General features: G+C 62.9%; 11 protein-coding genes and 3 tRNA genes. 4 read left to right on the forward strand and 10 right to left on the reverse strand.

Translation table 11 applies throughout. The features are described 5' to 3' along the window. Window positions 1-19 precede the first annotated feature (19 nt). The 8 genes from infB to rnr all read right to left on the reverse strand — a co-directional run bounded on the left by infB (window position 20) and on the right by rnr (window position 10,889). Window positions 20-2,881, reverse strand: coding sequence for a translation initiation factor IF-2 (infB, locus tag ISG32_RS10195; RefSeq protein WP_194770885.1), 2,862 nt, complete (start codon window positions 2,879-2,881; stop codon window positions 20-22). Window positions 2,882-2,904: 23 nt separating this feature from the next. Then, complete coding sequence (gene nusA, locus ISG32_RS10200) at window positions 2,905-4,389, reverse strand: transcription termination factor NusA (protein ID WP_194770886.1); 1,485 nt, start codon at window positions 4,387-4,389, stop codon at window positions 2,905-2,907. Window positions 4,390-4,465: 76 nt separating this feature from the next. Next, window positions 4,466-5,053, reverse strand: coding sequence for a ribosome maturation factor RimP (rimP, locus tag ISG32_RS10205; RefSeq protein WP_194770887.1), 588 nt, complete (start codon window positions 5,051-5,053; stop codon window positions 4,466-4,468). Between the two features lie 200 nt (window positions 5,054-5,253). Beyond that, a complete protein-coding gene (locus ISG32_RS10210) occupies window positions 5,254-5,598 on the reverse strand; it encodes a thioredoxin family protein (RefSeq protein WP_323745919.1) in 345 nt (114 codons plus the stop codon). A gap of 122 nt (window positions 5,599-5,720) precedes the next feature. Continuing rightward, a complete protein-coding gene (locus ISG32_RS10215) occupies window positions 5,721-6,998 on the reverse strand; it encodes a c-type cytochrome (protein ID WP_194770889.1) in 1,278 nt (425 codons plus the stop codon). After that, the gene (locus ISG32_RS10220; protein WP_407645047.1) at window positions 6,995-7,675 is read right to left on the reverse strand and encodes a c-type cytochrome; all 681 of its coding nucleotides are present in this window, start codon (window positions 7,673-7,675) and stop codon (window positions 6,995-6,997) included. Before ISG32_RS10220 ends, ISG32_RS10215 begins: the two co-directional genes overlap by 4 nt. Window positions 7,676-7,733: 58 nt before the next feature. Next, window positions 7,734-8,510, reverse strand: a complete 777-nt coding sequence (locus ISG32_RS10225) for an SDR family oxidoreductase (protein ID WP_407645044.1) — start codon at window positions 8,508-8,510, stop codon at window positions 7,734-7,736. A 39-nt stretch (window positions 8,511-8,549) separates the two neighbouring features. After that, on the reverse strand, window positions 8,550-10,889 hold the full coding sequence (gene rnr / locus ISG32_RS10230) for a ribonuclease R (RefSeq protein ID WP_456074339.1): 2,340 nt from the start codon (window positions 10,887-10,889) through the stop codon (window positions 8,550-8,552). 19 nt (window positions 10,890-10,908) lie between these two features. Here rnr and ISG32_RS10235 point away from each other — a divergent pair. From ISG32_RS10235 to ISG32_RS10245, 3 genes are all read left to right on the forward strand, one after another. After that, window positions 10,909-10,993 (forward strand) — tRNA-Leu (locus ISG32_RS10235). A 161-nt stretch (window positions 10,994-11,154) separates the two neighbouring features. Then, window positions 11,155-11,239 (forward strand) — tRNA-Leu (locus tag ISG32_RS10240). Between the two features lie 376 nt (window positions 11,240-11,615). Continuing rightward, a tRNA-Leu gene (locus tag ISG32_RS10245) sits at window positions 11,616-11,700 on the forward strand. Between the two features lie 164 nt (window positions 11,701-11,864). Here ISG32_RS10245 and ISG32_RS10250 read toward each other — a convergent pair. Beyond that, window positions 11,865-14,564: a DUF349 domain-containing protein gene (locus ISG32_RS10250; protein ID WP_228529703.1), complete on the reverse strand. Its 2,700-nt coding sequence runs from the start codon at window positions 14,562-14,564 to the stop codon at window positions 11,865-11,867. Window positions 14,565-14,771: 207 nt separating this feature from the next. Next, window positions 14,772-18,635 (reverse strand): DUF748 domain-containing protein, encoded by a 3,864-nt coding sequence (locus tag ISG32_RS10255; protein WP_194770892.1) that lies wholly within the window; start codon window positions 18,633-18,635, stop codon window positions 14,772-14,774. An 805-nt stretch (window positions 18,636-19,440) separates the two neighbouring features. On the opposite strand from ISG32_RS10255, the gene ISG32_RS10260 reads away from it, so the two are divergent. Further along, on the forward strand, window positions 19,441-20,355 hold the full coding sequence (locus ISG32_RS10260; RefSeq protein ID WP_194770893.1) for a lytic transglycosylase domain-containing protein: 915 nt from the start codon (window positions 19,441-19,443) through the stop codon (window positions 20,353-20,355). Window positions 20,356-20,357 lie beyond the last annotated feature (2 nt).

Raw genomic sequence — 20,357 nt, forward strand, 5'->3', positions numbered from 1 at the left:
CTCCTGCTCACACGACGCTTTACAGCGTACGTGCGATCTCCTTGATTTCAAAGAGTTCGAGCTGATCGCCTTCCTTGATGTCGTTGTAGTTGCGCAGCTTGATACCGCACTCGAAGCCTTCCTTGACTTCCTTGACATCGTCCTTGTGACGGCGGATCGACTCGACTTCGCCGGTGTAGATGACGATGTTGTCGCGCAGCAGACGGAACTTGCAGTTGCGACGCACTTCGCCGGAAGTGATGTAGGAACCGGCAACGGTACCGATCTTCGACGCGACGAACACGGTGCGGATTTCGGCCGTACCGATGGCTTCTTCGCGCTGCTCGGGAGCCAGCATGCCCGACATGGCCGCCTTCACTTCATCCACGGCGTCGTAGATGATGTTGTAGTAGCGGATGTCCACATCGTTGCCCTCGGCCGTCTTGCGTGCCTGGGCGTCAGCGCGGACGTTGAAGCCGATGATGATGGCCTTGGAGGCGATCGCCAGGTTCACGTCGGATTCGCTGATGCCACCCACGCCGGAGTAGACCATCTGCACCTTGATTTCGTCGGTGGACAGCTTGAGCAGCGAGGTAGCCAGAGCTTCCTGCGAACCCTGCACGTCCGCCTTGATGATCAGCGGCAGCGTCTGCGTGCCCGTCGAGTTCATCTCGTTGAACATGTTCTCGAGCTTGGCGGCCTGTTGCTTTGCCAGCTTGGTGTTGCGGAACTTGCCGGCGCGGTACGTCGCGATTTCGCGGGCGCGGCGTTCGTCCGGCAGCACCATGAAGTCATCACCGGCTTGCGGCACTTCGTTCAGGCCCTGGATTTCCACAGGAATCGACGGACCAGCGTCCTTGGTCTGCTTGCCGTCTTCGTCCAGCATGGCGCGCACGCGGCCGAAGGTCTGACCCGCCAGAACGATATCGCCCACCTTGAGCGTACCGGACTGCACCAGCACCGTCGCCACCGAACCACGGCCCTTGTCGAGCTGGGCTTCGATCACGATACCCTTGGCGGCGGCTTCCACCGGCGCCTTGAGTTCCAGCACTTCGGCCTGCAGCAGCACCTGCTCCAGCAGATCGTCGATGCCCATGCCGGTCTTGGACGACACGGCCACGAATGGCGAATCGCCACCGTATTCTTCAGGCACCACCTGCTCGCCGACCAGTTCCTGCTTCACGCGCTCGACGTTGGCATCGGGCTTGTCGGCCTTGGTGATGGCCACCACGATAGGCACATTGGCGGCCTTGGCGTGCTTGATGGCTTCCTTGGTCTGGGGCATCACGCCGTCGTCGGCCGCGCACACCAGAATGACGATGTCGGTCGCCTGGGCACCGCGGGCACGCATGGCCGTGAAGGCCTCGTGACCCGGAGTGTCGAGGAACGTGACGATGCCGCGCGGTGTTTCCACGTGGTAGGCACCGATATGCTGCGTAATGCCGCCGGCTTCGCCAGTCGCCACCTTGGAGCGACGGATGTAGTCCAGCAGCGAGGTCTTGCCGTGGTCGACGTGACCCATCACGGTCACGACCGGAGCGCGAGGCATGAGCTCGGCTTCGGAGTTCAGCACTTCCTCGGCGGTGAACGCTTCCGGATCGTCCAGCGCAGCCACCTTGGCGGTGTGACCCATTTCCTCGACCACGATCATGGCCGTGTCCTGGTCCAGCATCTGGTTGATGGTGACCATCTGGCCCATCTTCATGAGCACCTTGATCAGCTCACCGGCCTTCACCGACATCTTGTGCGCCAGTTCCGCCACCGTGATGGTTTCGGGAACGTGCACCTCGATGGCGCGGAATTCCGCTGCAGCGTGCTGTTGATGCTGATCGGAATGGCGATCACCGCCACGACGACCGCCACGTGGACCGCCGCGCCAGTTGGAGCGGTTGTTCACGCCACCCGAAGCATCGCCACGGGTCTTGATTTCCTTCTTCTTCTGGCCATCGTTGGCCCAGCTCGAAGACAGCTTGGCGGACTTGACTTCCTTGCCGTCCTTGTTGGCCGTGGCGCCTGCCGCGGGAGCCGCGGCACCAGTGCGCGCACCGGCTCCGGTGCCTGCGGGCTTGTGCAGCGTGCCCTTCTTGGCATCGGCACCAGCGGGCTTGGCGGCCGGCTTGGGTTCTTCGGGCTTCTTGGCGACGAGCACCTTCTTGGGCGCGGCCATCATGGCGCGAATGGCCTCGGCTTCAGCCAGAGCCTTCTTGCGACGGTCATCCAGATCGGCGGCGCGCGCGGTTTCCTCAGCCTGACGTGCCTTGGACTCCGCCTCGGCCTTGGCACGGGCTTCCGCCTGAGCCTTGTTGCGGGCTTCGGCTTCGGCAGCGGCCTCGGCGGCGGCTTCCTTGCGTGCGGCGTTCTCGGCGGCCTTCTTGCCCGCTTCCGCAGCCATGTAGGCGGCGGCGCGTTCTTCAGCCTCGCGGTCGCGACGCTCACGCTCTTCGCGCTCGGCGCGCTGGTTGGCCAGGTCTTCTTCCTGACGACGGATCAGCTCGGCGTTGTTGCGCGCTTCCACTTCGCGGCGTGCCAGTTCCTGGTCCTCCGCGGAATGCTCATGCTGCTCGTCATTGACTGCCACGTCGGCGTTGCCATCCGTGCCGTCTTCACGCTTCACGAAGGTGCGCTTCTTGCGCACTTCGACCTGGATTGTGCGGGCCTTGCCAGTGGCATCGGCTTGCTTGATTTCGCTAGTGGATTTTTTCACCAAAGTAATTTTCTTGCGATCTGCACCAGACGTGCCATGGCTGGCCTGCAGATAGGCAAGCAGCTTCTGCTTGTCCGACTCGGTCAGGGCATCGCTCGGAGATGCCTTCGCCACGCCAGCTGTCTTCAACTGATCCAGCAGCATGGCAGGGGTTTTCTTGAGTTCTGCGGCGAACTCGGCGACTGTGTTACTCGACATATTGTGCTCGTACCTCCCTGACCTTACTCTTGTCCTGTGAACCAGTGCTCGCGGGCCTTCATGATCAAGGCTTTCGCGTCATCAGCAGTCTGGCCGGTCAACTCGGTCAGTTCATCAATGGCCAGGTCGGCCAGATCGTCACGGGTGTTCACGCCGGCGGCAACCAGCTTTTCGATCTGTTCGGTCGTCAGGCCGTCCAAAGAGCGCAGATCCTGCGAAACGCCGTCCACACTCTCTTCGCGTGCGATTTCCATGGTGAGCAGTGCGTCCTTGGCTCGGGCGCGCAGCTCGTTCACGGTATCTTCGTCAAAGCTTTCGATCTCCAGCATTTCCTGCAGCGGCACGTAGGCCACTTCCTCGAGGCTGGTGAAACCTTCCTCGATCAGGATGTCGGCGATCTCCTCGTCCACGTCCAGCTTTTCCATGAAGAGCTGGCGCGCGGCGCCGGTTTCGTCGGCCTGCTTCTGGGCAGACTCGGCGGCGTCCATGATGTTGATCTTCCAGCCGGTCAGGTCGGAAGCCAGACGCACGTTCTGACCGCCACGGCCGATCGCGATGGCGAGGTTTTCCTCGTCCACCACCACGTCCATGGCATGCTTTTCTTCGTCCACCACGATGGAGGACACGTTCGCGGGAGCCAGCGCGCCGATCACGAACTGCGCGGGGTCTTCCGACCACAGCACGATGTCGACGCGTTCACCGGCCAATTCGTTGGTCACGGCGTTCACGCGGGTGCCACGCACGCCGACGCAGGTGCCGATGGGATCGACACGCTTGTCGTGCGAGAGCACGGCGATCTTGGCGCGGCTGCCCGGATCGCGGGCGCAGCTCTTGATATCGAGGAGGCCTTGTTCGATTTCGGGCACTTCGTTGCGGAACAGCTCGATCATGAACTCGGGTGCGGAGCGCGAGAGGATGATGGGCGCACCGCGCAGCGTCAGGTCCACTTCCATGATCATGGCGCGCACGCGGTCGCCATTGCGGAGGTTTTCCTTGGGGATCATTTCGGAGCGACGCAGGCGACCTTCGACGCGGCCGGACTCGACGATGATGTCGCCCTTGTCCATGCGCTTGACGGTGCCGGTGAAGATCTTCTCGCCACGGCTCATGAAGTCGTTGAGCAGCATCTCGCGCTCGGCGTCGCGGATCTTCTGAAGAATGACCTGCTTGGCGGCCATCGCGCCAATGCGGCCGATCGGCACCGACTCGACCTCTTCCTCGATGAACTCGCCCACCGCGATGCCGGGCACGCGATCTTGCGCGTCCATCAGCAGCTCTTCCGCATCGGGATTCTGCAGACCGGCATCATCAGGCACGACGACCCAGCGACGGAAAGTGTCGTAATTGCCGCTGTCGCGATCAATTGCCACGCGGATATCCACCTCGCCCTGATAGAGCTTCTTGGTGGCCTGCGCCAGAGCGGACTCCACGGCACCCAACACCACATCGCGCTCGACATTCTTTTCACGCGAAATGGCCTCAACCAACATCAACAATTCGCGATTCATTTCGACGACTCTCCTGTTTCAATCACTTTGAGGCGATTGCCGACACCTGCGGCACCCGTCCCCGTATATCAAACGTTCAACCCGCCTGCTGGCCTGGTTTGGCGCTACGGCCCTTGAAATTCACGATGGGAGCGAGGCGCGCTTCGCGCAGCTCATCCATGGTGAAGCCCAGCGCCTGCAACGGCGCAGGCTCACGTTTCTTGCTCACACGCTGACCGGGCTTGACTGGAGGCGCATCGCTCCAGACCACTTGCCAGCCACCGTTTTCGGCCCGCTCGAGCGTGCCGCGAAATTTTTTGCGATTGGCGTTGATCAGTCCGCCACCAGCTTCGCCGACCGGCTCCTTGAGCGTGATGTCGACCTCTTCGCCTTCAAAACGCTGGAAATCCGTCTCGTGACGCAGGAGACGGTCGATGCCTGGCGACGACACCTCAAGGCGGTTGTAATCCACCGCATCGACTTCCAACGCGAACTGCAGTTGGCGCGTGACCTTTTCGCAATCTTCCACCGTGATGAATTGCTCAGCCGCTGGCGCCTCCCCGACTGGCGGTTGCCACGGAAGGTCAATGGTGATTCTCAAGAGGCCGCCTGCGGAGCGTTCAATCTCCACCAGGTCATAGCCCAGCCCGGTCACGGTTTGTTCAACGATTTGCTGCAATGCCACGTATGCGCTCTGTCCTGTTTCCCGAATGCACAAGCAGGACGCCCACCCAACGACTCTTTCGATGCCGCAAAGCGAACGCCCAAAAAAAAAGGGCGGTTGGAACCCGCCCGTTTGGTCGTGAAGAATGGATTATAGCCCGAATACAGGTTTGTGCATAGCAGCACGGCATGCATTTTGCATTGCCGCTCGTCGCACGGAAGTCACGAATCCATGCTTGCAAGCCGCGCCAGCAGCGGCGCGGCATGATCGTCGGCCGAGACCGCCTTTTCCTCCATCAATCGGCGCAGCAAGGTGTTGATGAGACCGGCCTGCGGCAGAACCGGGCCCAGAAAACGCACATCACCCCCCTCGGCGATCAACAGCGAGGGGAAGGTCTCGACCTCGTAGTCGCCCATCGCCGCCTCTTCATCCTCGACGTCCACCCAGCGGAATTCAACATCCGGATGCTGCGCGGCCACCGACTCGAACAGTGGCCGGTACTGGTTGCACACCACGCACCACGCCGCGCACAGGCAGATCACGCGCCGCACGGGAGGACGCACCACGCCCCCCACTGCTCCAGCAATATTTCCTTCGGCAACCGACAAGGGCAAATCCGTCATCACAAACAATCACTCAATAGTTCCACACGAATTCGCCTCAGCGCGTGTTCACGATCTCGACACGCTCAGGAACCCCGACGCTCGCGCACGCGATACACATCCGTCGCGTCCAGAGACGAGGCCTGATTATCCCAAGCGTTGCGAATGAATGTGACCACTGCCGCAATTTCCTTGTCACTGAGCACATGCAGATACGGCGGCATGCCCTGCGGACGCGGATTCCCTGCCGTCGCGGGCATGTAGCCGCCATTCAGCACCATGCGCACCACATTGGTCGGGCTGTGCAGCGTCACCGCGCGATTTCCGGCCAACGCGGGAAAGGACTCGCCGTCGCCCTGCCCCTTGTCACCATGACAGGCTGCGCAGTTCTGCTGATAGACCGACGCCCCAAGCTCCATGCTCACCCGGGTGGGTGCCTCCACCTTGTCGGCCGACATCTGCTGCTGCGGCAGCGCACGCAGATAGGTCGCCATGGCGCTCAGATCGGAATCATCCAGATACTGCGTGCTGCGAAACACCACCTCGGCCATGGGGCCTGACACCGTCGCGTGCGGCGAAGTGCCGACCTTGAGCAGACGCTCCACGTCGGCCTGGGGCCACGCCGCCACCCCCGCCTCCTGAGGCGCATTGAGCGCGGGCGCATACCAGTTCTGCACGGGAATCAGTCCTCCGCGAAATGCCGCTCCGTCCTGCGTGGCGCCGAGCACGTTGCGCGGCGTGTGACAGGCCGCGCAGTGCCCAAGCCCCTGCACCAGATAGGCACCGCGATTCCATTCGGCGGGTTTCGCCGCATCCGCTTCGAATGCAGCGGGCCGGAAAAACATGGCGCGCCAACCCGCCAGCGCAACCTGCGTGTTGAAAGGAAAATCCAGCGCGTTCGCGCGATTGGCCTGATCGACCGCCGGAAGGCTGCGCAGATACCCCCAGATCGCATTGGAGTCTTCGCGCGTGACCTGTGTGTAGCTCGTGTAGGGAAACGCGGGGTACAGCAGCCGTCCATCGCGCGCGCGGCCGTTGTGCATGGCGCGCCAGAATTCAGAGGAACTCCACTCTCCGATGCCGCTGCGCAGCGCGGGCGTGAGATTGGTCGAGTAGATGATGCCGAACGGCGTCTCAATGGCCCGCCCGCCCGCGAACGCCGCGCCACCCGCCACCGTATGACAGGCCATGCAGTTGCCCGCGCGCGCCAGATATTCACCCCTTGCGACCAGAGCGGGCGTGATCTGCACCGACTCACTGACCTCAAGCGGAGCCTCGCCGATGCGATTGAGCTGATGCACCGCGAACCCAGCCACCACGGCCAAGCCGATCAACGCACCGGCAATCTTGAGTGAGCGCCTCATCCGCCATTTCCTCCCATGCCGCCGCAGCGCAAGGGCAGCGGCTGCTCATGGCGCTCGGCGGACTTGCCGCCTGCAGGGACCGGCTGCGCGGAAAGCCAAGCCGACACGGCGCTCACGTCTTCGGGCGTCATCTGCCTTGCCACGACCGCCATGCAATCTGGTTCGTGCGCGTGGCGCTTGCCCGCCTGCCACGCACCAAGCTGTCCATTCAGATAGTCGCGCGGCAAACCGAGCAGTCCAGGCACGAACGGCTGGACCCCGGTCATCGCCGATCCATGGCATTGCACGCACGCAGGCAGCTTGCGCGACGGGTCGCCATCAAACACCAACCGGCGACCACGCTCGAGCATCGACCTGGATTCCACCGACGCCGGCGGCGGGGGATAAGGCACTTCGAGCGACGCGAAATGTCCTGCCATCTCGCGCAGATAGTCGTCAGTCAGGTTCTCCAGCAGATACGACATCGTCGGATAGGCGCGGCGCCCATCCCGGAAATTCAGCAGCTGGTTGTAGAGGTAGCCCGAAGGCTTGCCGGCGATGCGCGGGAAGTAGCCCCCGGTCGTCGCGCGCCCCTGAGCGCCGTGACAGGTCGTGCAGGCAAGCGTGCGCGTCGCCATGCCATCAGGGTCGTGAAGCTTCGACGCGAAATCGGGCGACACAGCAACCTGCGCACCCACATGGAATGCGGCGAAGGCCCCCAGCGCCGTCGCCAGAAATCGACAAAGAAGGCCGCGACTAGCCACGGCCAGCGAATGGCATCTTGGTCGCCATCACCGTGTGGAACATCACATTGGCCTCCAGCGGCAGATTCGCCATGTAGAGCACCGACTGCCCCACGATGTCCACGTCCATCAACGGCTCCTCGGCCACCGCGCCATGCGCCTGCATGACGCCCTGGGTCATGCGCTGCGCCAGCTCGGTTCCCGCGTTTCCCACGTCGATCTGCCCCACGGCGATGTCGTACTTGCGACCATCGAGCGAGGCCGTCTTGGTGAGCCCCATCACCGCATGCTTGGTGGCGGTATAGGCAATGGAGTTGGGGCGCGGCGTATGCGCCGAGATCGAACCATTGTTGATGATGCGTCCACCGCGCGGCTGCTGCGTCTTCATCACGCGGAACGCGTTCTGGATGCAATAGAACATGCCGTTGAGATTGGTGTCGACGACGGCCTTCCACTGCTCGATGGACAGGTCTTCCAGCGGCACGGCCGGCGCGCCGATGCCCGCGTTGTTGAACAGCATGTCGACGCGGCCAAAGGCATTGACCGCAGCGTCGAACGCATGGCGCACCGACTGCGGATCGGTCACGTCGCAGGTCACGGCCAAGGCTCGTTCGCCGACGCCGGACTGCAGCGCCGTTTCCTTGAGCGGCGCTTCACGGCGCCCCGTGAGCACCACCCGCCAGCCATCGGCCAGCAGCGCAAGCGCCGCCGCCTTGCCGATACCCGAACCGGCGCCAGTGACCAGCGCCACCCGTGAAGTCTTCTTGTCATCCGCCATCGCAGGTGTCATCTCCGTTGTTCTGACTCTTGTCCATCGTTCTTGCGCGCCTCAGCGAGAAGACTTGCGCCCTTTGCTCGCGCTCTTGCGGGAAGCGCTTTTTCCACCCGCCTTGGCACCGCCACGCGCAGGCTTCTCCTGCTTTCCATCCTTGGAGCGCGCCGACTTGCCGCCACCTCCGGCTCCACTTCCACCGCGCAGCGAATCCTTGTCACGCCCTCGCACCGCATCGTCAGAGCGAGACGCGGAGCGCGGCTGCGAGCGGGCAGTATGCCCCACATTGCCGCGCTGTCTGGCCGATGCCGCACTCGCCAGCTCGACATCGTCGCGCACCAGCCGGAAGTCGATCTTGCGGCCATCCAGATCGACGCGGCTGACCTGCACCCGCACGCGCGTGCCGATGGAGTAACGGATGCCGGTGCGCTCGCCGCGCAGCTCCTGACGCACCTCGTCGAACTTGAAGTACTCCCCACCCAGTTCGGTGATGTGGACGAGTCCTTCCACATAGAGCTCGTCGAGCGTCACGAAGATGCCGAAGGTGGTGGCCGCGGTGACCACGCCGCTGTATTCCTCGCCCAGATGCTCGCGCATGTAGCGGCACTTGAGCCATGCCTCCACATCGCGGCTCGCCTCGTCCGCACGGCGCTCATTGGCGCTGCAGTGCAGCCCGGCGGCCTCCCACGCCTCGAGCTCGCGGCGCGCGGACATCGACAGCGGCTTCTGATCGGGCTCCTTCACGCGTCCAGCCAGGCGCTTGACCAGTTTGTCGTAGGCCTCGCCCTGCTCCGGCAGGGTCGGCAGCTTGTACTTGGTGTTGCTCAGGATCGCCTTGATCACGCGATGCACCAGCAGGTCGGGGTAGCGACGGATCGGGCTGGTGAAGTGCGTATACGCATCGAACGCCAAACCGAAGTGTCCGCTGTTGTACGGCGAGTAGATCGCCTGCTGCATCGAGCGCAGCAGCATGGTGTGGATCTGCTGCGCGTCCGGACGATCCTTGGTCGCCTCGGCGATCATCTGGAATTCGCCCGTTTTGGGCTCGTCGCTGATGGTCATGCCCACGCCCAGCGCCTTCAGATAGCCGCGCAGGATGTCGACCTTTTCAGGCGTCGGGCCATCGTGCACGCGGAACAGGCCCGGATGCTTGGATTGGCCGATGAAGTCGGCACTGCAGACGTTGGCCGCCAGCATGGCCTCTTCGATCAGACGGTGCGCCTGATTGCGCACGCGCGGCACGATCTTCTCGATGCGGCCGTTCTCGTCGCAGACGATCTGGGTTTCGGTGGTCTCGAAGTCCACCGCGCCGCGCTTGTGACGCGAGCCGAGCAGCGAGGTGTAGACGCCGTGCAGATTCAGCAGGTCCTCGACCCGGTCCTTGCGCTTGGCCGCCTCGGGGCCACGCGTGTTCGCCAGAATCGCCGCCACCTCGGTATAGGTGAAGCGTGCGTGGCTGTGCATCACCGCGGGATAGAACTGATAGGCATGGATCTCGCCCTGCGCGGTGATCAGCATGTCGCAGACCATGCACAGGCGCTCGACCTCCGGATTCAGCGAGCACAGGCCATTCGACAGCTTTTCCGGCAGCATCGGAATCACGCGGCGCGGAAAATACACGCTGGTCGCGCGATCGTAGGCATCCACGTCGATGGCGTTGCCGGTCTCGACATAGTGGCTCACATCGGCAATCGCCACGAGCAGACGCCAGCCCTTGCTGCGCCCGACCTTGGCGGGCTCGCAATACACGGCATCGTCGAAGTCGCGCGCATCCTCGCCATCGATCGTCACAAGCGCGATGTCGGTCAGATCGACACGGCGGCGCTTGTCCTGCGCCCTCACCTTTTCAGGCAGCGCCTTGGCCAACGCCAGGCACTCATTCGAAAACTCATGAGGCACACCGTACTTGCGCACGGCGATCTCGATCTCCATGCCCGGATCGTCGACCTCGCCCAGCACCTCGGTCACACGGCCAACCGGCTGACCATAGAGCGCGGGCGGCTCGGTCAACTCGACCACCACCACCTGCCCCGACTTGGCCGAGCCAGTGGCGCCCTTGGGGATCAGCACGTCCTGACCATAACGCTTGTCTTCCGGCGCAACGAGCCAGACGCCGCTCTCATTGAGCAGCCGGCCGATCACCGGGTTGTGTGGTCGCTCGACGATTTCCACGACGCGACCCTCGGGACGCCCGCGCTTGTCATGGCGAGCGATGCGCACGCGCACCTTGTCACGGTGCAGCACGGCGCGCATTTCGCTGGAGGGGATATAAATGTCTGGCTCACCGTCATCGCGGATGACAAATCCATGTCCATCACGGTGACCTTGCACGGTTCCTTCAATCTCTTCCGACTGATTTGCGGAAAACGGCTGGGAGTGCATTTTTTTGATATACAATCTAAATCTTTCCTGAGATGCCCAGGTGGCGGAATTGGTAGACGCACTAGTTTCAGGTACTAGCGAGTAACATCGTGGAGGTTCGAGTCCTCTCCTGGGCACCAAGTTTAACGACAACGGACGGTAAGCCGCCGAAATCGAGCGGCTTTTTTCATTCTCCGGAAAAACTTTCTCTCACCGCCCCGCAAGGTGCTTGGGACAAAGAAAGTTTGCAAATCTGTATTTTTGACGAAAAATTGAATTTACAATTGCAGACGATTTATCAGCCCAGATGGCGGAATTGGTAGACGCACTAGTTTCAGGTACTAGCGAGTAACATCGTGGAGGTTCGAGTCCTCTTCTGGGCACCAATTACAGAAACCCGATCATGTTTTGCATGGTCGGGTTTTTCGTTTTTTGCTCTGCTTACCCTGCTTTTTGCGAAGGTCTGAGGCCGGGAGTTCCGCCCGGCGGCGGAGTCACCTTTTGCTTGCGCGCAAAAGGCAACCCCAAACGCGCCTGGAAGTCATGCGGCAAAACTCTCTGCGAGTCCTTCGGACTCTCCGTTCAAACAGCTTGCCGCAAAAGTGATCTGAAGAGGTGCGTTCGGCACTCGCTTCGCTCGTGCCTGCCCCCGCCAACGGGATATGCCAAAGATGAGAATTGACGGCCACGCAAATTTTTGGATTTTTTCTTGAATTGGCCGACGGGTCTAAAAAGCACGCTATAATTTCAGCTTCCCTGAAAGCCCAGATGGCGGAATTGGTAGACGCACTAGTTTCAGGTACTAGCGAGTAACATCGTGGAGGTTCGAGTCCTCTTCTGGGCACCAAATATGAGAAGCCGCTGAATGCAAGTTCAGCGGCTTTTTTGTTGCGGGTCTTCTGCGCGTGGGCGCCCCTCCCCTTCTTGTCCGCGTCAATGAAAAACGCCCTGCATGATGTGCCATGCAGGGCGTTTTGTCTTGTGGCCGCAGCTTCCGTTGCAGCCTGCGGCTTACTTCTTGAGCAGCACCTTCAGCACGCTCTGCAGACGGCGCGCCGTGGTTTCATCGCTTGCGGCACCCAGTACGGCCGCCACATCCTTGCCCCAGGTTTCCTGTGGCGTAGGGTCGTTGCGGCGCGTGAGCAGCTGCAATTGGTAAGCGCGGCGGGCCGTGATCTGATCGGCTGGCGTGGGGACGTCAGCGGCGATTTCCAGGCGCAGCAGCGCATTGGCGTCAGCCTGCTTGGCCTCGGCGCCGAGCGCCTGCACCCAAGCGGTACGCACCGCAGGCTGAAGCTTGCCGAGTTCCTGTGCGGATGGCAGCTTTTCAGCATCGCGACCTTCCCACGCCGACAGCAGACGGGTCAGCGTCTCGCCATGGGCCTGAGCCGCCAGCTTGCGCAATGCGTTCTGTGCATGATCCAGTGCATCGCGCTGGGCACGGAAGGCCGAGTCGCCAAGGCGTGGCGCGCGTGGTGCGTCACCGTCACGGCCGCGAGGACCGCGTGCGTCACGTGAATCGCGGCCACCGTCGCGCGAGAAGCGCGAATCGCCACGGCCACCATCGCGATCACCGCGACCGCCACGGTCATTGCGCTCGCCAGGACGACCCGGACGACCGCCTGCCGGAGCGGCGGCCGCGGGCTTGTTGGCGCCGGGGCGGTCATCGCCACGCACCGCCACCACCGGACGCGCCGGCTTGGCAGGCGCGGGCTTGGCTTCGCCAGCAGCCTCTGCATCGCCTTCCTGAGGCGCAGCCGCTTCCACATGCGCGCCCTCTTGCGCGACTGCAGCAACCGGAGCTGCCGCAGGTGCGGCCTCGGGTGCAGCGGCAGCGGAGTTCTTCATCGCGGCGTCGAGTGCATCCATCGCGGCGCGAATGGCCTGTGCGTCGCCAGAAGCATTGGCCGCCTCGAGCGCCTTGGCGGCGTCGAGCACCGCCTTGTCGCGGGCGCTCATCTGTTCGGATTGACGGTCGCGGTCAGCGCTCTTGCGCTGGAACGCGTCGTCAATCGGCTTGCGGAAGGCGTCCCAGAGCTTCTGTTCGCGCTTGCGATCCAGCGGCACGGATTGCGCCTCGGCCTGCCAGCGTTGCTGCAGCGCCTTCACTGCGTCGATGCGCAGTTGCGGCGCGGCGCTCAGCTCGGCAGATTCGTTGATCATCGCCTGACGACGATCCAGGCTCAGCTTCTGTGCGGTTTCGAGCGGACGGGCCGCGTCGCCGAACACCTGCTTCCACAGCGGCTGCAGCTCGGCAAACACCTTTTCGCTGACATGGCCGCCATTGCGCCAACGTTCGCCGAACTGATGCAGCGCGCGGCTCATGGCCTTCCAGTCGGTCGAGCCGACATGGGCCTGCGTCCATGCCTTGACCTCTTCGACCAGCTCCATGCGCGCACCCTTGTGCTCGGCGGCTTCGGCGCGAACCTTCTCAAGCCAGGTCTCGACGACCTTGTGGGCGGTGTTGCACGCCTCGTCAAAACGCTTCCACAGCGCATGATTGGCTGGCGCGCCCTGATCGGATGCCTTCCATTGCTCACGAAGCTGACGCAGCGTTTCCTGCATCTTGCGGCCGCCCAGCTCCTGGCCTTCGGGTCGCTTGAGCAGCGCTTCGGCTCGGTTGACCAGATCTTCGCGGACCTGATCGGCGCTCCAGCGCTGCCAGCCTTCGAGTTCGCCGGCGGCGATCAGCGCGGCGTTGACCTTCTGTTCCAGCTCGCCATCCACATGACGGCCGTTGGCCTTCAATGCGGCGCGCAGCGCGGCGGCGGCGCCGATGCTGGCCTTGCCGTGGCCTTCGGCCGTTTCCTGCTCCAGCTTGGCGAGCGCTTCGCGCACGGTGCTCTGGGCCTTCTTGCGAACTTCAGGATCGACCTTGGGCTTGGGAGCCTCTTGCGCAGCCTTGGCGGCGGTCGCGTCAGCTTCGGTCGGCTGACCACGGATCACGCGGATCTCGTCAGCCCACACCGGCACGGGCGGCAGCGGCGCTTCTGCGCTGGCGGCAGCGGCGGTGGTCTGCGTGAGCGCGGACTGGAACGCGTCCCAGACGGCGAGCAGCTGCGTGCGCGAGCTGTCGAGCATGGGCGGGAAGCGTGCTTCCACGCTGGCCCACGACGCATCGTTCGTGAGTTCCTGCGCGTGTTCCTGCCAACGCTTCACGTCGGCCGTCAGGTTTTCGAGCGCGCTTTCGGCGTCGCGGAAGGACTTGGTGGACAGCACTTCGATGCGCTGCGCCAGCAGCACCGCGGTTTCGCGCTGCACCTGGACCCGGTGCTGCAGGTCTTCGATGACCTTGACGCGATCAGCGATCTGCGTCTTGAGCGCCGACAGCGGCTCGCGCGACAGCGGAGCACCTGCCTTGGCCGCATCACGCTGCCATGCCAGAGCATCGGCAATCGACAGGCGCGAGGCCGCGAGCAGCGCGTTGGCCTTGTCGGCCCATTCGGCGGCGATCGCCTCCTGGCCTTGCATGCGCTTGATTTCATCAAGGCGTTCGCGCACGGCGCGCGCGGCACCCTTGTCGCGAGCGCTCAGTTCCTTGAACACTTCCTGCAATTGCTCCGGCGCAGGTTGCGTGGCGAGCCATTCACGGATACGCGAAGCGCGTTCGCCGGACGTGGCAGCCGAAAAAGCGCCACCGGTCAGCGCATCGAGCGGATGCGGTTCACTGGCTTTGGCGGGGCTAGGTGCCGCCTCTGGTGCGTCAGACATTTTGTTGCGAGAAGAAAAAGGAAACATGAAACCTATTGGAAATGAATTTGGCTGCTGCAGCTACATTGCCCTTTCGAGCCCCCTCGCCGGCAGCCAGCGTAGTTTCGCCAAACCGCTATTTTGACGCGCTTTTGGCCCGGCCCTTCGGAGGACACGACTTTGACGGTCAACCTCTCGACCGTCCAGCCATGCGACAGCCTGCGGAAATCATTGTGCCGCAAGCTGGAGTTCGGCCTTCGGAGACCACTTGGAATCGCCCGAGGATTCACTCTGAAGCTTGCCCGCACCCACGAACAGACGGTCCATGGGCACCTTGCGGCTGGCCAGATAGTCACGCACCGCGACACCGCGCTGCAGCGCCAGATCCTGAGCGGCATTGTCCTGCAACTGTATATTGTCCAGCAACAGCGATTCCATCTCGGCATCGGGCAAGTCCTTGGCGAGGCCGACCATGTTGCGCGGCTTCTTGATGTCAGCGCGCTTGTAGGTTTCCTTGAGCAGCTCGGAATACTCGCCCGGCTCGACGGCCACCACGTCCTTGGCATCACCACCGTCACGCGAGATCTTGCGACGCTTCTGCGCCAGCACCATGGCGTTCAGGCGCTCACGCTTGAGAGCCGCCTTCTCGGTCGCGGGATCGGCCCAGCCGACCACGGTCATCTTGAGCGCGGGACGATCCGTCAGCGCCTTGGCCACCTTGTCGAGCTGCTCCTGCGCGGACTTGCCAAGCGCCGCACTCCCCGGAGCGAACGACACGGAGCCCTGCTCGTCGCCGCCTCCGAAAGCGCTGGCCAACAGCGAGAACGGCGCAGTGACAGCCTTCATGATCAGGTTGCCGATGACCTTGAAGATCACGCCCCCCAGACTGAACTGCGGATCATTGAGCGAACCACTGATCGGCAGGTCCACGTCGATCACGCCGTTGCGGTCGGCCAGCAGCGCCACTGCCAGTCTCACCGGCAGACTCGCTGGCGCGCCCTTGACCTCATCACCGAACGCGAGCTGATTGAGGATCAGCTTGTTGCTCGCCGTGAGCTGGCCGCTCGGGTCGATCTTGTACGCCACATCCATGCTGAGCTTGCCGCGCTCGATGCCATGTCCCGCGTACTTGATGCTGTAAGGCGAAAGCGGCGGCAGCTCCAGGTCGCGCATGCGCGCCTGGATGTCCAGCGCCAGCGGCTTGGCCAAAGGATTGATCTTGCCCGACACATCCACCGAAGCCGTCCCCTCGGCCTTGCCGCTCAACTGCAGATCGGCCATGTCAAAGCTCTCCGCACCCGCCGGACGCACGGAAGAGAACGCGCTCAGGCGGCCATTGAGTTCGGTCAGATCGGTCGAATAGTTCGGCTTGACGAAGTGGTCGGTGAAATACATCGCGCCACGCACCAGATTCACCGGACCGAAGCGGATGATGGGTGCCATCGGATCGGGCGCCTCCGCGGGCGCCGCAACCGGAGCGCTTTGCGTATCGCCCTTGGCCGCGCTGGCGGCCGACGCCGACGACGCTGGTGCATCGGTCTTGCCGCCATCGTCGACCGTCACCGGTTGCCCCTGCAGGTCCTGCAGATTGATGCGCCCGTTTTCCTGCACGATCACGCGCGCGAAAAAGTCGCTCAGCGTGGTCTCGGCCACATCCAGCGTCAGCGGCTTGCCGGGCACCACGTCCACGGCCAGCCCCTTGAGCGCCAAGGCCTTCCAGTTGAGCAGATCCTGCGCGTCACGCCCAACGGTCAGTCCCTTGTCCTGCACGCTGTCGGCATTGGCCGGTCGAACGCGCACGTCGTCGAGCCCCACATTGCCCTTCACCGACGCGCTCGGGCCCTTGTCGCCCATGAGCAGTTTGACATCGCCGTTGAAGCTGCCATCGGCGCGCACCAGTCGGATGTTCAGATCCTTGGGCAGATAGGGCTGCGCCACATGCAGCGGCAGCGCGGTGGCCTGCACCTTGCCGTTGACCGCCAGCGGTTCGAGGCCCGCGCTGCCCTCATAGCGCAGACTGCCGGGCTCGGCACGGCCAGAGCCCGCCACGCGCGCCGACACGCGCACCGGGAACACCCCGCCCTGCTTCGCCGGAAACGCGAAGTCGCGCACGTTGGCCTGCAGCGCATTCACGCGCAGCAGCATCGGCTGGGCATTCGCAGCGTCCCGCACGACGACGGCGCCGTCCTTGAGATCGACCTCGCCAAGCGCAACTGACCATGGAGCTTCGGCTTCACTCTTCTTCGCACCTGCCGTTTCAGGGGTGGCGGTTGTCGCCTTGGACTGCACCAGCCAGTCCTCATACATGAGCCTGCCATCCTGGGCACGTTCGACATAGACTTTGGGTTGCGACAGTGCCAGCTTGCCCAGCGCCACGCTGCGGCGCGACAGGTCGACCAGCGTGTCCTTGACCGACAGCTCGCCCAGCTCCACCAGCGTGTTGCGCTTGGCACCCGCGATGCCCGCTGCAGCCAGCGTGCGGCAGCGTTCGCCGGTGGCGGTGCAGGTCAGCGCCACGTCCTTGAGCGTGCCCTGCCCGACGCTGGCGACCAGGCGGTCGCCATTGCGTGCGACACCGAGGTCCAGATCAAGCTGCCCTCCTACCCGCGCCGCCACGATGCCCGCCAGATACGGCGTCGCCCAGTCAAGCGGCAGACCCCGCAGGCTGGCCGCAACCTTGGCCTGCTGCAGATCCGCACTGCCATCAAAGCCCAGCGTGGCCGGCGTCTTGACGGCATTGCCAGCCGCGTCCAGCGGCGTGATGTCGGTCTTGCCGGAGAACTGCACCGGCTGCTTCATCGGCCAGAGAAGGGGCTTGGCATCCAACTGCAGATTCTGCAAATTGAAATGCGCCGCCTCGCCCGCAACCGCCTGATCGCGCCAGTCGATGGTGCCGTTGCGCAGACCCACATGGTCGATCTGCACATTCCACTCGGTCTGCGCGCCAGTCGTGGGCGTCGGCGAACCGCTGGACTGGGCATCTGCTGCAGAAGACTCTCCAGCCTTCGGTGCGGCGGATTTCTCCTCGGAAGCCGCCATGCCGGGGATCTCGAGTTGCCCGTTCTTGTCTCGGCGCAGCGCAAAACGTGGCTTGTCCCACTGCACGGACGCGACATGCACCACGCCCTTGAGCGGCTGCACATCGGCCAGCGCCAGGTCGAGCTTGTCGAACGCGGCCAGTTCCTGCGACTTCGCGTCCGACACCTTGACCTCGCGCAGCGCGAGCTTGCCGCTCACGCCGACCTTGGCGCTGTCCTTCTGCTCGAAGGCGAGTTGCAGATCGGCATCCAGCAGACCAGCGTTGAGCCGCACCGGCACGGATGGGGGCAGATAGACCGCAAACGGCGCAAGATCAAAACCATCGATCTTGAAATTCGCATTTGCCTGCCGCGTATCGGCGAACGGTGTCGCCTGCCCCGAAGACTCGAACGGGCTGCCGTTGAGCGTGAACGCCAGACGTGGCGTGACCTTGACCTGACGATCCGCATTCAGATTGCTCAGGAACGGAATGCTCAGATCGAGCCTGTCGAGATTCTGCTTGCGGCCGACGACACGATCATCGAACTCCACCGCGACATCGCGCAGCACGATGTTGTAGAGCGCAAAGTGCGGCGGGTCGCCAGGTGTTTCATCAGGCGCCTTGGGTCGCTCCGCGATGCGCTTGAGGATGTCGTCGAAATCGAACTGCCCCTCGGCCACATGGGCCACGCGCACTCTGGGTGCGTCGACCTCGATGGCATCGAGCACCGGCGCCAGTTTCACCAAGGACTGCAGAGCCGCATCTATATATATGCGCCCCACCTCCACCTGGCTGGAAGCGCCATCCGCACTTGCGATGGAAAGATCGTGCACCGAGAGCTGCAATGCCCAGGGTTTGAACTGCACCTCGCCCACCTTGACCTGACGGCCCAGAAACTCCGAGCCATAACGCTCCACGTTGCTGCGCAACAGCGGCGGCACGGCAAGCCAAAGAATCACCCCGAGCAACAGGACCGAGATCACGAACCAGACGATGCGCCTGAGCCATTTGTTGCTTTTGAAGATGGCAAGCGGGGATTTGGACGCGCTTGCTGCACTGCTCTCTGATGTCATACCGTGATTGCATCAGAAATCGAAGCTCCTGTTTTGTAAACAAGCGCAAAAGTGCACTGATCCATCGACTTGAGCGGCGAAATCGTCGCGACTGACCTTGGCATCACTGGCTGCACTCGGCGGAGCCCAGAAACAAGTAAGCCCGATGATCAGCAAAACCGATCACCGGGCTCGACGGCTGACACAACGGTCCTTGCCATCATTTTGCTGCCAGGGAGAGTTGCGTCCCCGGAGCAGAGAGCAAGAGATTGCTCTCAAAGAGGCTTTCTGGACTGGTTTGATACAGGGGGCACTGCATGCCGACACCCGAAACAAAAGCTGATCCATCCAGCGATGCACTGCATCAAGCAGGCAACTCAAATCTACGCCCACATCACCCCGATTGCCAGACTTTTCTATCAATTGAAAATCATTGTCGATTGAAAGTTTCGTTTTCGTACGTTTTTCGCGAACCGTTTCGGTCCGCAACTTTTCCCACACCGAGCCCCGCAAACGCTAAAAACTGTTGAAATACACAGTCTTTATTAGACAATAAAATTCTAACAACCGTGTTTTTTAGTGTTGACCTAGAATTTAGAGAGCTTCTAGAATCCGCCATTCACTCAAAAAGCGGGTTAACCCCAGCCCGCACCCTGTTGCCAATGTCGGCTCCAGTCAGTTCATCTTTCCTCGCCCACGACCATGTGCGTGCAAGCCAGATCGGAACTTGACCCCCATCCAGGCGAAGAAGCCTGGTAAGGACTGCGCGTGATGACGACGCCCATCCTTGAATCAGGAAATTCTTCAACTCGAGAAAGGAAAGCTTGTGACAGCTTCAGGAACGATGCTTGCGGGCATACGCACATTCACTTCGGACGTCGCCGACGGATTCATGGAACTCACCCACAGCAGCTTCGCGCTGCTGGGTCTTGGTGTCGCCTGCGTGTGCATCACGCTGGCCGCCCGTCCGGATCTGCGCGACCAGGGTGAAGAGCATCTGCGCACCTGGCTGTTCGAGCGCCACGTCGCCTCCGTCGGCTCCCCCATCGAGCCCGGCGCCGTGGATCGCGCCACCGCCGCCAACCCCAAGGACCTCCCTCGCGAGCAGGCCAAGGTGGCGTTCTGGCTGAGCAAGAAATACCGCGTTGCGCCAGAGCCGATTGCAGCGCTGGTCTCCGAGGCCTATTCCATCGGTTCGCGCACCAAGCTCGACCCGACGCTGATTCTGGCCATCATGGCCATCGAGTCGAGCTTCAATCCCTTCGCGCAGAGCTCCGTTGGCGCCCAGGGACTCATGCAGGTGATGACCCGCGTGCACAACGACAAGTACGACGATTTCGGCGGCAACCACGCGGCGTTCGACCCTGTGACGAACATGCGCGTCGGCGTCAAGGTGCTGCAGGAATGCATCGCACGTGCCGGCTCGCTGGAAGGCGGCCTGCGCTATTACGTTGGCGCCGCCAATCTGCCCGACGACGGTGGCTATGCCACCAAGGTGCTGTCGGAGCATTTCCGCCTGCGTCAGGTCGCCAACGGCCAGAACGTCTCGACCACGGCGGTGACTCCCGCACCGATGCCGACTGCGCCCAAGCCAGCGGCGTCTCCGATGCTGTCCACCAAGGTCACGACACCTGCTGCAGCCGATGCGCCGGCTCCAGTTCCCGCCAGCGCGCCGGCTACGACCATCGAATCCGAAGCCCCTGCGCAGAGCTCGGAAAAAGTGGCCTTGCTCGGCCACTGAGT

It is taken from the genome of Diaphorobacter caeni, assembly GCF_015354245.1.
Classification (GTDB): Bacteria; Pseudomonadota; Gammaproteobacteria; order Burkholderiales; family Burkholderiaceae_C; genus Diaphorobacter_A; species Diaphorobacter_A caeni.

Bases quoted from the DNA above. Each gene is read 5' to 3' on its own strand.
- ISG32_RS10215 (WP_194770889.1), bottom strand. From the start codon at position 6,998: ATGAGGCGCTCACTCAAGATTGCCGGTGCGTTGATCGGCTTGGCCGTG.
- ISG32_RS10250 (WP_228529703.1), bottom strand. From the start codon at position 14,564: ATGTCTGACGCACCAGAGGCGGCACCTAGCCCCGCCAAAGCCAGTGAA.
- ISG32_RS10255 (WP_194770892.1), bottom strand. From the start codon at position 18,635: ATGACATCAGAGAGCAGTGCAGCAAGCGCGTCCAAATCCCCGCTTGCC.
- nusA (WP_194770886.1), bottom strand. From the start codon at position 4,389: ATGAATCGCGAATTGTTGATGTTGGTTGAGGCCATTTCGCGTGAAAAG.
- ISG32_RS10225 (WP_407645044.1), bottom strand. From the start codon at position 8,510: ATGACACCTGCGATGGCGGATGACAAGAAGACTTCACGGGTGGCGCTG.
- infB (WP_194770885.1), bottom strand. From the start codon at position 2,881: ATGTCGAGTAACACAGTCGCCGAGTTCGCCGCAGAACTCAAGAAAACC.